Below are 13,392 nucleotides of genomic sequence, written 5' to 3' on the forward strand. Positions count from 1 at the left end.
GAGCCGTGTCGCTTCCACAAATCCATCAATTGCTGCACGGATACCGCAACGGCCATGAGTTGCTGGCCGGTAGCGTCAAGCTTCCTCCTGGCGACGCTGAGTTGGTTGCCCGTCTAAGTGATTTGTCCGGCACTCTTCAGAGTGATGTTCGATTCCAGCCGTATGTGACGATTTACCCCCTGCCGTCCGGTACGTACTATGCGATAGCACGAACCTGGCTGGATAAGGATGCGCCTCGAAGTGGTTGCGTGCTGACGCGAACTGCACTCGTTGCCATGGTTGACTGGCAATTGGGTAGTGTCAGTCTTTCCGACGTATTGAACAGTCTTTCGCTACCCCGCCGCGATGACCCAAGTTCGATCCAGCGCCCATTAGCGACGGAGACGAGCTTCTTTTCATCTCCTCATATGCTGGGACTTCAGTTTGAGATAGAGGCTTTCGTAGGGAAGTATTTTGGCGAGGGAATCAAGCCGATCGTTTGGCTGCGCGATGATGATGCAGACGAGATCCTTGGGGCGATTTGCCGCGTCCTGTGGCCGCGGATTAGAAGACGGTTTGCGGCGTGCACCCTAAGTTTGCAGCCGCGCAATCTGGCAAATGCGCCGTTCGATCTCCTGTTCGCACCGACAGCGGTCTATTCACGGTTCTCAAAGATCGCTCGCGAAAATCTTATCGAAAGTTCTAGCGCCGGGAAGTCACGTCGAGCTTCCGAAGAGTGGATGACAGAGCTCGCTCGATCGATTGCGGGTTCAAAGTCGCTACCCGTTCCCGGCGATTGGCCGGACCTTGATAAGGCATTGAGCTCCGAGCCGACGGCCGTTCGGTGGCTTTATCTGCTAAACGATCTGCGCGCGCGGACGCAACAATCGCCTACGGCAGCACTTGGCGCAATGGACGTTGTTGAGAGGTTGTGTCCTGATCCCGTATCGGAAGTGCATCTCAAGGGCTCAGTTGCTGAATCCGCATTGTTGGCGGCGGATCAAATTGGGGAAGCGCGTGACGCCCTGTCTTTCTTGCAGCTTGTCTGCGAGAGACTGTCGCATCCTCCGTATTCGGCCATTGGCGATAAGGTTCTAGATGATCTGCGGTTGCGTGTCGGGAAATGGGGATGTTTGTCGCTGGATCAAGCGCTGGCGAGCTACGAGGAGTTGATGGGACGAACCAGTGCGGCGGACGCTGCGCGGCGTTCGTTTCGGATGGGTTTGATAGATGGCATTAAGTGGCATGAGCAGTCCGGGTCGTCTAACCTCATTGCTTTGCATAAGTTTGACAGCGCCGCTGCCGACGTTGTTCCGCTCCACTCTACTATCGGACGCAGCTATCTGCGCCTTCCGAAAGAGGGAGAGTTTCGGCCCTCCAAGGACCTTGTCCGCTGGCTTCAGAATCGCTCCAGAGATGTTGACTGGCCCGACTGGGCGGCGATGCTGAGTAGGGTAGAGGATACCTCGGCCGTCGACGACCAGCTTTTTGGCGAGTGTTTTTTGCGGTTGTCCGACAATGACGTCGGAACTTTACTGGATCAATTGCCAAATTCTCAGGTAGGAGTGTCGCTCGCGCAGGCGATAGAAAAGTATCTTGTTCCGGGGCATTCGTTGTTGGTCCGCCGCTGGGCCTTTGCCTTGGGAGCGGAGTCCTCGACCGGCAGTCGTCTCGCTGCTTCGACATTTGATCTGTCGTTGTCTGGAATTCTAGAGCTGCTGGATTATGAGCCCGCAAATGGGGCGATAAAGCTAGCGGTTCTCGTGCAGTTTTTGGCAAGTATTCCCTACACTGCGCATCTACCGAACTGGTTACGAGAGGCGCTTGACCGAAGACCAAGGATAGTTGTCGATCTTGCGCAGGCTGCATCGGCCAAGTTCGATGGCGCCGCGCAAGTGCTCTCTCGGATTTTACGTGAGCTGGATATTTTGCCGTTGGAAACAGTGGGCATATTCCTGCCAGCGATCCGGGATTGGACTACCAGCCCTATACTGGAAGACTTATGCCCGCTCCTCGTTCGCACGATCTTCGTAGGGGCATTGCGCGGCTCGTGCGACATTAAGGAACTGAAGCAGATCGATCAGGTGCCGAGCCTCGCCAACTGGATATTAGAGGCTGATAGTGCGCGTCTTACGAACCTATTTGGCGCGGAGCTTGCACGCAGCAGCGAAGTCTATGACCGCGCTTGGCTTGTCGTTGCGGAATCTCCTGATGCTCTCTACCGCTCCCGACGGTTCATATCGGTCGGAGTGATTGGCCAACTGCTTAGGCAACCTAACGTTAGTTGGTCCCATGAGGTTTCTGGTTCTTGGCGAACCATTCTCGAACGGGCGGAAGTCCTTTGTGAGCCGCGCTTCTACGTGCGCCATTGCGTCCAGGCATTGGTCTTTTCGTTTGCAAATGGCCGTTTGCCGGTCGGTTCGGTCGTGCGCAGCGCTTTTCCGAGCGTTTACAAAGCGGTTGCTGAACAGGCCCCTTATGGTGATGAAGCAAACAGTCTTTTGTCCTTTGATTGGGATCGCGCGAAGGGCCTGAGAAGAAATTTGGTGGACTCCTTTTATCAGTCTAGTTGGGCTGAGGGTGATTTAGCCTTGACGGCTGCTGAGTCTTTTGGGCTAAGAAAGTTATTCCGGCGCGTGTGGCGAAAATGGTCTGGGGAGGAATATGTAAGGCGCACGATTGCTGATTTGGGGCGACGAAACGAAGCTCTGGCCATCTCGTGTATGAACGAGCTGATCTCATATTGTGAAAGGCCGAATTTCTACGAGCCGTGGGATTGAATTGAAGATCCATTCGAGCTGCTGGGGAAAGTCTGTTTGCCTTACCAATCCTTCGATTGAAGCAGTTTCATTGCCGCGCGCACTGTTAAGTTTTTAGGGCGGACTGCAGTTGCGCGGTCGATCATCGATCGTCCTCGCGCAAGGTCGTTCCCAACGGAACGTCAAGCTATCCTACTGCTTTCTGGGGCTTGGGTGCGATAGGCGAGACCTACTAAGATCACCGCTGACTACTCGCCTGTGAGTAGCCCAAACCCGAAAACACTAAGGGAATCGCCGTGTTCGTGGTTGCAGTTCGTGGAGGCGCTTGTGGCAGGGGCTTGAACATCTGCAAAGCGATTGTATGCTCTAATTGCTTCGTTATGTCGGCTGACTTCCTACTGACACGCTGAATCGTACCCCACCAATCCACCCTCACCACAATTACCTCCATTCCGACTCTTATCGACACATATCGTCTTGCAACCGGCCTCTTTGAAGGTGGTCTCGGAGACCCTAGTTCCTTCATCCGGGCATGAGCGGCGCCTCACATCAGATGTTAGAGATTCGAGAGATCGAGTTTCTTGCGAACTGGCTTGGTTCGGCAGCGCGAGCACAATCGCAGTGTTGAGTGTCGCGTACGAGCGAAGGGAGAGTCGATCGAGCGCCACGGTAAGGGCTCCAACAATGGGCCACGCGGGATCTCGGAAAACCGGACACTATTATAAGAAAGGCACGCTTGTCGATAAGTACCGTCGGGCGCGTCGTGTAGGCCAAGATTCCGACGGAGGCTCCGCGCCTGATGTGGGGGCCGCCCTGTCGCAAGAAGCTTGAGCGTCGAGACGACGACAGAAGCTAACGGTCTGCTTACCCTGTGCTTACCCAAGCCAGGTCGGCAATAGCGCGAAACTGCCGAAGTGCTTCATTTTACTGGCGCACCCGACACGATTCGAACGTGTGACCTTTGCCTTCGGAGGGCAACGCTCTATCCAGCTGAGCTACGGGTGCTAGTCGAGGTTCATTTAGCCGATTGGCGGGGGTGGGCAACCGCTTCTCGCCGGCCGTTTTCAGGCCGATTTGCGCGGGGTGCGGCCAGGAACCGGCTCCCGGCCGTGACAGGCGAATTCGGCAAGCAGGCGTTCGGAGCAGATGATGCGGTTGCGGCCGAGCCGTTTTGCCGCATAGAGCGCTTCGTCGGCTGCACCCAGCAGCCGGTCGGGGCTGCCGTCGGCCTCGGTGGGAATATGGCTGGCGACGCCGACGCTGAGGGTGACGTGGTCGCCGGCGCCAACAGCTCCATGAGCGATCCGCAAGGCCATGACGGCACGGCGGATCTCCTCGGCGATGGCGCAGGCGGCATCGCAATCCATGTCGGGCAGGATCAGCGCGAACTCTTCCCCGCCATAGCGGCTGGCGAGGTCGAGCGGACGCACGGCATGGCGGCTGACGACATCAGCGACCGCGCGCAGGCATTCGTCGCCGCTCTGGTGGCCGTGCCGGTCGTTGAACAGCTTGAAATGATCGACGTCGACGAACAGCAGCGCCATCGGCTTCTGCGTCCGCTGGGCGCGGGCCCATTCGCTCATCAGCATCTGGTCGAAGGCGCGCCGGTTCGACAGGCCGGTCAGCCCGTCCTTGGTGGCGAGCTCCTTCAGCGCCATCTCGGCGCGCTTCTGATCGGTGAGGTCGCGCAGCGTCTCCACCACGGCGATCAGCTGGCCGGCCTCGTCGTGGATGGGGCCGGCGTCGATCGCGAGATAGAGCTGGCTGCCGAGCTTGGGCATCACGCACCAGTTCTCCGCGGAAAAGCCGAGCCCGTTGTGGCCGCGTGCGGCATATTCCGGATAAAACTCCGGCAGCTGCTCGGGACGGTCGAGCGCCACGAGGTCGGCGAGGCAGGGGCGCCGGGTCTCGTAGAAGGCCTGCCAGTGTTTCGTCGTGCCGATCACCTCCGCGGCGGGGACGCCGGTCAGCCGCTCGCAGGCTCTGTTCCAGATCACGACGCGGCGCTTGGGGTCGATCACGAAGGTCGGCACCACCAGATGCTGCATCAGCCGCACGGCATAGGAATCCGCGACGTCGACGGCTTTCGCTGATGTTTTCCGCGGCTTCGCCATCTCAGGCCACCGCCGCCACCGGCGCGGCATCGTGCGGACCGAACAGCTTTCGCACTTCAGTGGCCGGCTTCGGTTTGCTGAACAGATAACCCTGCATCTCCGTGCAGCCGAGCGCGCGCAGCATCTCGCGCTGCGCCTCGGTCTCGACGCCCTCGGCGACGGTGGTCATGTGGCTCGCCGCGGCGATGTTCACCACCGCCTGCACGATCACGGGCGCGCCGCTGGTCTCCGCGATGTCGGCGACGAAGCAGCGGTCGATCTTGATCTTGTCGAACGGGAAGCGCTTCAGATAGCTCAGCGAGGAATAGCCGGTGCCGAAATCGTCGAGCGCGATGCGTACGCCGATGGACCGGAGCTGGTGCAGGATCGAGAGCGCGGCCTCGTCGTCGCGGATCAGCACGGCCTCGGTGATTTCGAGCTCGAGCCGGGAGGGGGCGAGCCCGGAGGCGGCGAGTGCGCCGGCAATCCGCAGCGCCAGCGTGTCGCATTTGAGCTGCACCGGCGAGACGTTGACCGCAATCCGCACATGCGCCGGCCAGGTCGCGGCCTCGTTGCAGGCCATGCGCAGCACCCAGTCGCCGAGCTCGTTGATCAGGCCGGTATCCTCGGCGATCGGAATGAACTCCGCCGGCGACACCCAGCCGCGTTCGGGATGCCGCCAGCGCAGCAGCGCCTCGCAGCCCGACACGTCGTTGGTGCGCAGGTCGACCAGCGGCTGGTAGTGGATCTCGAAGCCGCCATTCACCAGCGCCTGGCGCAAATCCTGCTCCATGGTCAGGCGCGCCTTGGCGCTCGCATCCATCGCCGGCTCGAAGAAACGATGGGTGCGGCGTCCTTCGGCCTTGGCGCCATACATCGCAAGATCGGCGTGCTTGATCAGCTGGTCGAGATCGGTCCCGTCCTGCGGCGCCAGCGCGATGCCGATGCTGGCGTCGGTGGAGAGCTGATGGCCGAGGCAGTGATAGGGCTGGCGGATCGCCTCGTAGATCCGCGTCACGAATGACAGCACATCCGCAGAAGACTGGATTCCGCTCTGGATCACGGCGAATTCGTCGCCACCGAGCCGCGCGATCAGGTCGCTCTTCTTGAGGCAGCCGCGCAGCCGGGTCGCGATCGCCTTCAGCAGCTCGTCGCCGACGTGATGGCCGAGCGAATCGTTGATGCCCTTGAATTCGTCGACGTCGATATAGAGCAGCGCGAACTGCTCGCCGCCGGCGACCTTCGCCAGCTCGCGCTCGATCTGGTCGCGGAACAGCGTGCGGTTCGGCAGGTCGGTGAGCGCATCGTAATGCGCCATATGCGCGATCTTCTCATGGGCGCGCCGCCGCTCGGTGACATCCTCGACGACGCTGATGAGGTAACGCGGCTCGCCGGACTTGTCGCGAATGCCGATCCGGGTCGAGGTGATGTAGCGCGGTCCCTTGGTCTGGCTCTGCCAGGCGTGCTCGTCCTTGAACAATACCCCGGGCGCCTGCAGCGCCTTGCTGTCGTCGTCGGTGACGATCCTGGCGGCGGCCTCCGGATACATGTCGAAGGGAGTCTTGCCGACGATGACGTCACCCGACTGGCCGAACTGTTCCTCGGCGGTCCGGTTGACCAGCAGATATTGCCGCGTCAGGGCATCCTTCACCGTGATCTGCGAGGGGATGTGATCGATGATCTCGCGCAGGAACATGTAGTTGCGGTCGCGTTCCTGCTCCAGATTGCGCCGCTCGGTGATTTCCTCGATGGTGGCGACCCATCCGCCCTGCGCCAGCGGGGTGTTGATGACCTGGAAGGCGCGGCCGTTGGGCAGTTCGTGGATCCTGCTGGAAACCTTGCCTTCGGCGACGACCCGCATCACATCGGCGCAAAACGTCTCGACGTCGCCGCCGAACGCGCCACGCTCCTTGCGATGCTGCATCGCCTCGCGGATGTGACAGCCGGGCTTGATGACGTCGTGGGACAGGCCGAACATCTCGGAGTAGCGGCGGTTGCAGGTGACGATAAATCCGGCAGCGTCGTACAGGATCAGCCCTTGCGACATGTTGTTCAGGGCGGTGTCGAGCCGCAGCCGTTCCGCTTCGATCCGCTCCTGGGCTTCCCGGTTCTGCCGGCTGATCTGGCGGATGATCAGGAAGAGGATCAACGCGATCACGATCGCCGAAAGCGTTGCCGTGGTGACCATGAAGCCGGTCTGCTGACGCCAGTCGGCCAGCGCGGCGCTCGTGGTGTTGGTCGCGACGATGACCAGCGGGAAATGCGACAGCGAGGCCCCCGAGCCGAGGCGGTCCTCGCCGTCGATCGGACCCTTGACGCGCAGCGTGTGCCGTCCGCCCTCGGCCAGCATCTTGCGCATCAGCGGCGCGTCCTTGAAATTCCTGCCGATCAGCTCTTCGACATGCGGATAGCGCGCCAGCATCTTGCCTTCGCGATCGAACAGCGAGATCGCCGTACCCTCCGCAAGCGCGACAGATGCGAAATACTGTTGGTAGCTGTCCGGATCGATCCGCCGGACCATGGCGCCGAGGAAGGTGCCGTCCGCGCCGCTCAGCCGCCGCGCGACGATCGTGGTCCATTTTCCGATGATGAAGCTGCGGACCGATTCCAGGATGACCGGTTCGGCCATCGGGTCGGATTTGAACGTCTGGAAATAGGCGCGCGAGGAGACGTTGATCTTGGGCAGCGGCTGGGCCCGCGACCAGTTGATCAGCTCGCCGTCGGCATCGTAGATCGCGATGTCGCCGAGATAAGAGACGGAGCTGATCTTGCTCCGGAGCATCTGGTTCGTCGCGAGCCCGGACATGCGCTCGCGGAACATCGCCGGCGAGGTGATCTCCGGCAGGTTCATCTGCCCGATCAGGTCGGCGGCGACGACGTCGGAATCCTGGAATTGCTGATCGAAGTGTCGCGCGATCAGCTGCACCGTGTTTTCAAGCTCGCGCTCGCGGTTGGCCAGGGTGCGCTCGCGGAATTCGCCGACGGCCATGGCGGTCACGGCGAAGATCCCGGCGACCAGCAACACGCCGCACAGGGTCAGCCAGAGGACAGGACCACGCCGCGCCAAGGCCGCCCAGCCGTTGGTCGCGGCTGATGACATTCCGGCTGTCGCCGTGGAAAAGACCTGGCGCATTCCCCCTCCCTGGAAGGACAGGAATACACCGCACAAATGGCGCAAACCTTAGGAAAGCCAGTTACCTAAGCATTAATCCGGTTGTGTAGTCGCGCCCGTATGTCGTGAGGCGGGAATCACGTCGCGGTTGTACCGTGCCCATCACAACCGCTGCGCTGCATCATTAATGCCGGCTTAATGCGACGCGCTCGCGCTCTTGTCGCGGCCGGCATTGCGAAGACGTCCGACGACGCCGGTCGGGAAGAAGTAGACGCTGGCGATGAACAGCAGCCCAAGCCACAGCAGCCAGCGGTCGGGATGCAACAGCCCCGGCAGCAACGGCAGGCCGGCTTCGCTCGCCGCCTTGGAGGCGACGCCCATCAGCGATTGCAGATAGTTCTGGGCGAGGATGAAGATGGTGGCGCCGATGATCGCGCCGTAGATCGTGCCCATGCCGCCGATCACCACCATCAACAGAATGTCCAGCATGATCGAGAAGCTGAGCGAGGTGTCGGGGCCGGCATAGCGCAGCCACAGCGCGTTCAAAATGCCGGCGCTGGCGGCGACCAGCGCGGCGAGGCAGTTGGCGTAGGTCAGGTGGAAGACGGTGCGAAAGCCGAGCGCCTCGGCGCGAAAGCGGTTCTCGCGGATCGCCTGGAGCACGCGTCCGAACGGCGAGTTCACGACGCGCAACAGAGCGAGGATCATCAGGGCCGAGACGGCGAACACCAGGTAGAAGGTGAGGATGCGGCCGTTGATCTCGAATCCGAACAGGTTTTTGGAGATCAGCACCGTGCCGGGCCGCAGCAACTCCGGCAGCTGAAAGCTGCGTCCGTCCTCGCCGCCGGTCAGCCAGGAGAGCTGCGAGGCCAGCACCTGGAAGGCGGATGCGACCGCGAGCGTGATCATGGCAAAGAAGATCGCGGCGACCCGCAGCGAGAACAGGCCGATCGCGAGCGCGAGCAGCGCCGCGAGCGGCAGGCCGACGACGATGCCGGTCGCGACCGCGGCCCAGTTCGGACCCATCCCGTATAGCGCGATCGCGATGGCGTAGCTGCCGATGCCGTAGAACATGGTGTGGGCGAACGACACCGAGCCGGTATAGCCGAGCAGGAGGTCGTAGGAGGCGACCAGCGCAGCGAAGACGCAGATCTTGGCCGCGACGTTCAGCGCCTTGGCGCCCGGAAACAGGAACGGCGTCGCCGCCAGCGCCAGGATGATGAGGACGAGAACGAGCGTGAGCACGCGGCTCTTCGGCGGATCGCCCGACAGGAGCATCATCGGCTGGTCACCGCATAGAGGCCGCGCGGGCGCCACATCAGAATGGCGACCATCAGCAGGATGTTGGAGACGAGGGCGAGTTTTGGCACCAGGAAGCCGCCGTAATTGGCCACCATCGCGACCAGGATGGCGCCGATGAAGCAGCCGCCGATCGAGCCGAGGCCGCCGATGATGACGACGATGAAAATCAAGACGGTGAGGTCATCGCTCATGGAGGCGTGGACCTGCTCGCGATAGAGCGCCCACATCACGCCGCCGAGGCCGGCGAGCGCCGATCCCGTCATGAACACGCCGAGGAACAGGCGGCGGATGCGATAGCCGAGCGCCTCGACCATCTCGCGGTTCTCGACGCCGGCGCGGATCAGCAAGCCGAGCTTGGTGCGGTTGAGCACGAGCTGGATCGCGATGAAGACGGCAAGCCCGATCAGCATCGCTAGCACGCGGTATTTGGCGATCGCGACGTCGCCGAGGATGAAGGAGCCCCGCAGCGATGTCGGCAGCGGCATCGGGATGATCTGCGGCCCCCACAGCGCATAGAGCGTCTGCTCGGCGACGATCAGGCCGCCCGTCGTCATCAGGATCTGCTTCAGATGCTGGCCGTAGACGGGCAGGATCAGCACGCGCTCGACGACCAGGCCGAGCGCGCCGGACACTGCCATCGACAGCAACGCTGCCGGCGCCAGCACTGCGAGGTTCATCCACAGCGAATCCGCCTGCATCGAGGCCGCGAACGGCGCCAGCACGAGGGTTGCCACATAGGCGCCGACGGCGATGAAGGCGCCGTGGCCGAAATTGAGCACGTCCATCAGGCCGAACACCAGCGTCAGCCCCGAAGCCATGATGAAGATCATCATGCCCATGGCGAGACTCGCGGCGGTCAGCGTCAGCCAGGTGCTGGGTGACCCCACCAGGGGGATCATCGCAAGCGCCAGTGCGATCGGCAGCAGGATCGGCGCGAGATCGCGCTTCGGCTTCGGCAGCGGATCATTTGCGGCGAGTTCAGTCACTGATGCGCCTCCAGGCTCAGGCCGAGCAGCCGCTCCTGCAGCGGCACGTCGGCGGCGAGCGCCGCCATCTCGCCGCGATGGACGATGGTGCCGTTGTCCATGACCAGCACGTTGTCGCCGAGCTCGCGCGCGGCAAAGAAATTCTGTTCGACCAGCAGGATCGTCGCGCCCTTGCGCTTGATCTCCTTCAGGCACTCGATCAGTGCCATGACGATCGCGGGCGCCAGCCCCTTGGTCGGCTCGTCGATCAGCAGCAGCTTGCGCGGCTCGACGATGGCGCGCGCGATCGACAACATCTGCTTCTGCCCGCCCGAGAGGCTTCCCGCGCGCGACAGCCAGAACCGGCGCAGCGCGGGGAAGAAGCCGAAGATCCAGTCGAGCTGGGTATCGTCGAGCGGCCCGTCGCGCGCCGCCAGCACCAGGTTTTCCTTCACCGTGAGGTCGGAGAACACCGCCATGCTCTCCGGCACGTAGCCGACGCCGAGCCGCGCGATGTCGGGCGTGGCGCGGCTCTCGATGCGCTCGCCTGCGAGCGTGATTTCGCCGCTGGACGCCTGCCACAGGCCCATGATGGTGCGCAGCGTCGTGGTCTTGCCGGCGCCGTTGCGGCCGAGCAGCATGGTGGTCTGGCCCTGCGGGACCGCGAGGTCGATGCCCTGGAGGATATGGTAGCGGCCGATATGCGTGTGCACGCCAGAGAGTTTGAGCAGATCGGTCATGCGGCACTCTTTGGAGCAACGCCGAGATAGGCTTCCTGCACGATCGGCGAGGCGATCACCTCGGCCGGCGGCCCGTCGGCGACAAGTTGTCCGTTGTGCAGCACGATGATGCGGTCGGCGAGCGAGCGCACCACGTCCATCTTGTGCTCGACCAGGAGGATGATCTTGCTCTTGTCCTGCTTGAGCTGCGCGATCAGGTTCAGCACGACCGGCACCTCGTCGATGCTCATGCCCGCGGTCGGCTCGTCGAACATGAACACTTTGGGTTCGAGCGCGATCATCAGCGCCACCTCGAGCTTGCGCTGGTCGCCATGCGACAGCGCAGTCGCGGCGACGCCGCGGCGATTGCCGAGTGCGACCTGGTCGAGGATGGCATCGGCGCGTGCGATCAGGTCGCGGCGAACCATCCAGGGCCGCAGCATGTCGTAATGGGTGCCGCTGGCCGCCTGCACCGCGAGGCGGACGTTCTCTTCCACGGTGAGGTTCGGAAACAGGTTGGTGAGCTGGAAGGCGCGGCCGAGGCCAGCGCGGGTGCGCAGTGGTGCGGAATGCTGGGTGATGTCGGTGCCGTCGAACAGGATGCTGCCGTGTGAAGCGCGCAGCTGGCCCGAGATCAGGTTGAAATAGGTGGTCTTGCCGGCACCGTTCGGCCCGACGATGGCGGTGAGCTCGCCGGGGCGGAACGTGCAGGTGACGTTGTTGACCGCGACATGGCCGCCGAAGCGGATGGTGAGGTCGCGGGTTTCGAGGGAGAGCGTCATTGTCTTGCAAATGATGAGAGAGAAAATGTTTCCGCGATCTCGCTGCGCTCCCTCCCCGCTTGCGGGGAGGGGTGGGGAGAGGGTATCTCCACAGGCGAGGACCCCCAAGAGGTGAGAGCCCTCTCCCGGCCTCTCCCGCAAGCGGGAGAGGTGAAGATGCACTACCGCTTGTTGCGGACCGGAACGTCCATGTCCTCGATCTTCAGCTCGCGCACCGGCTCGAGCACGGCCCAGGCGACGTTCGGATCGACCTTAACCTTGAAGTGATACATGCTCTGCAGCGCCTGATGGTCCTCCTTGCGGAACACCATCTTGCCCTTCGGCGTGTCGAACTCCAGGCCTTCCATCGCCGTGATCAGCTTCTCGGTGTCGGTCGACTTCGCCTTGGTGACGGCGGCGACGACGGACATCGCGGCGGCGAAACCGCCCGCGGTGAAGAAGTCCGGCGGCGCGTTGAAGCGCTTCTGGTGCTCGGCGACCAGCCAGTCGTTCACCGGGTTCTTCGGGATCTCGTAGTAGTAATAGGTGGCGCCTTCCATGCCGGGCAGGCCCTTATACGCCGCGAGCGCCGGCAGGATGTTGCCGCCGGTGGAGAGCTCGATGCCGTAGCGCTTCGGGTCCATGTCCTGGAGTTTCGCCAGCGGATTGCCGGCGCCGGCCCAGATCACCCAGATCACCTTGCGGCCGGGCTTGTCCTTCAGCGCGTCGAACAGGCGCTGGCCGACCGCGGTGAAGTCGGTGGTGTTGGTCGGGGCGTATTCTTCCGCGGCGAGCGTCGCGCCGGTCTTGGCGAGCGCCTCCTTGAAGGCGGCGACGCCGTCGCGGCCGAAGGCGTAGTCCTGCGCCAGCGTCGCCACGGTGACGCCCTGCTTGCCGATCGCGACCGCGTTCGAGATCGCGTCCTGCGAGGAGTTGCGCGCGGTGCGGAAGATGTAGCGATTCCACTTCTCGCCGGTAATCTGGTCCGCGACCGCGGGCTCGACGATCAGGATCTTCTTGTTCTCCTCGGCGACGGGCAGGATGGCGAGCGCCGCGGCCGACGAGGTCGTGCCGATCGCGATGTCGGCCTTGTCGTCCTGATAGGCTTCCGCGAGCGCGGCCTTCGACAGGTCGGGCTTGCCCTGGTCGTCCTTGGTGATGACGACGATCTTGCGGCCGTCGAGCGTCATGGTGCCCTTGGTGGCGTATTCAAAACCCATCTGCAGGCCGGTTTCGGTCTGCTTGGCATAGGCTTCGAGCGGGCCGGTCTTGCCGTAGATCAGCGCGACCTTGAGGTCGTCGGCCTGCGCGGAGGTGTTCGCGGCCAGGCCGAGGATGGCTGCCGTGAGAATGAGCGATCGACGCACGATGATTTCCTCCTTGAATGAACTGCCTTGATCACAGCGATTTGCACAAGTGTGCATACATTGCAATTCCACCTTCCGGCGGAGCTTGCACGAGGCGCATGTGACAGTCTCTTGACGTGCGCGTGCCGGATCGTCGCAGGCTCGCGACGCGTTCGCGTTAACGATCCCCCGGCTTCACATCAGCCCTTGCGTTTCCTCGGGCCGCCTCAGAGCAAGCCCTGCGCCAGATCCGGAGCTTTGCGCGGAATGGCTGAAAATGCGGCCGATCATGCGCGAATGCCACAGGCGAGTGCCGATATGATGGTGTCAGGAGTCCGAGACTCCGGACACGTGCC

8 protein-coding genes and 1 tRNA gene are annotated in these 13,392 nt (G+C 62.6%); 1 reads left to right on the plus strand and 8 read right to left on the minus strand.

The window, feature by feature from the left end; all coding sequences use genetic code 11:
• The first annotated feature begins 5 nt into the window (after positions 1-5).
• A complete protein-coding gene (locus BJ6T_RS04345; protein ID WP_141379225.1) occupies positions 6-2,759 on the plus strand; it encodes a GAP1-N1 domain-containing protein in 2,754 nt (917 codons plus the stop codon).
• 907 nt (positions 2,760-3,666) lie between these two features.
• Here BJ6T_RS04345 and BJ6T_RS04350 read toward each other — a convergent pair.
• From BJ6T_RS04350 to BJ6T_RS04385, 8 genes are all read right to left on the minus strand, one after another.
• Positions 3,667-3,743, minus strand: a tRNA-Arg gene (locus BJ6T_RS04350).
• Positions 3,744-3,802: 59 nt separating this feature from the next.
• A complete protein-coding gene (locus tag BJ6T_RS04355) occupies positions 3,803-4,852 on the minus strand; it encodes a sensor domain-containing diguanylate cyclase (RefSeq protein WP_014491072.1) in 1,050 nt (349 codons plus the stop codon).
• A 1-nt stretch (position 4,853) separates the two neighbouring features.
• Entirely contained in the window at positions 4,854-7,964 is a 3,111-nt protein-coding gene (locus BJ6T_RS04360; RefSeq protein WP_014491073.1) for a bifunctional diguanylate cyclase/phosphodiesterase, read from the minus strand.
• A gap of 174 nt (positions 7,965-8,138) precedes the next feature.
• Positions 8,139-9,224: a branched-chain amino acid ABC transporter permease gene (locus BJ6T_RS04365; protein WP_028170392.1), complete on the minus strand. Its 1,086-nt coding sequence runs from the start codon at positions 9,222-9,224 to the stop codon at positions 8,139-8,141.
• Positions 9,221-10,231 (minus strand): branched-chain amino acid ABC transporter permease, encoded by a 1,011-nt coding sequence (locus BJ6T_RS04370; protein ID WP_014491075.1) that lies wholly within the window; start codon positions 10,229-10,231, stop codon positions 9,221-9,223. Before BJ6T_RS04370 ends, BJ6T_RS04365 begins: the two co-directional genes overlap by 4 nt.
• A complete protein-coding gene (locus BJ6T_RS04375) occupies positions 10,228-10,950 on the minus strand; it encodes an ABC transporter ATP-binding protein (RefSeq protein ID WP_014491076.1) in 723 nt (240 codons plus the stop codon). The genes BJ6T_RS04370 and BJ6T_RS04375 overlap by 4 nt, the downstream gene beginning before the upstream one ends.
• Positions 10,947-11,711 carry an ABC transporter ATP-binding protein gene (locus tag BJ6T_RS04380; protein ID WP_014491077.1) on the minus strand — a complete coding sequence of 255 codons (765 nt, stop codon included), beginning with the start codon at positions 11,709-11,711 and terminating at the stop codon, positions 10,947-10,949. The genes BJ6T_RS04375 and BJ6T_RS04380 overlap by 4 nt, the downstream gene beginning before the upstream one ends.
• Positions 11,712-11,872: 161 nt before the next feature.
• Positions 11,873-13,057, minus strand: a complete 1,185-nt coding sequence (locus tag BJ6T_RS04385; RefSeq protein ID WP_014491078.1) for a substrate-binding domain-containing protein — start codon at positions 13,055-13,057, stop codon at positions 11,873-11,875.
• Positions 13,058-13,392 lie beyond the last annotated feature (335 nt).

Source organism: Bradyrhizobium japonicum USDA 6, from assembly GCF_000284375.1.
In the GTDB taxonomy this organism is placed as follows: domain Bacteria; phylum Pseudomonadota; class Alphaproteobacteria; order Rhizobiales; family Xanthobacteraceae; genus Bradyrhizobium; species Bradyrhizobium japonicum.

Coding starts and splice junctions, on each gene's coding strand:
- BJ6T_RS04360 (WP_014491073.1), bottom strand. CDS start 7,964: ATGCGCCAGGTCTTTTCCACGGCGACAGCCGGAATGTCATCAGCCGCG.
- BJ6T_RS04355 (WP_014491072.1), bottom strand. CDS start 4,852: ATGGCGAAGCCGCGGAAAACATCAGCGAAAGCCGTCGACGTCGCGGAT.
- BJ6T_RS04380 (WP_014491077.1), bottom strand. CDS start 11,711: ATGACGCTCTCCCTCGAAACCCGCGACCTCACCATCCGCTTCGGCGGC.
- BJ6T_RS04365 (WP_028170392.1), bottom strand. CDS start 9,224: ATGATGCTCCTGTCGGGCGATCCGCCGAAGAGCCGCGTGCTCACGCTC.
- BJ6T_RS04375 (WP_014491076.1), bottom strand. CDS start 10,950: ATGACCGATCTGCTCAAACTCTCTGGCGTGCACACGCATATCGGCCGC.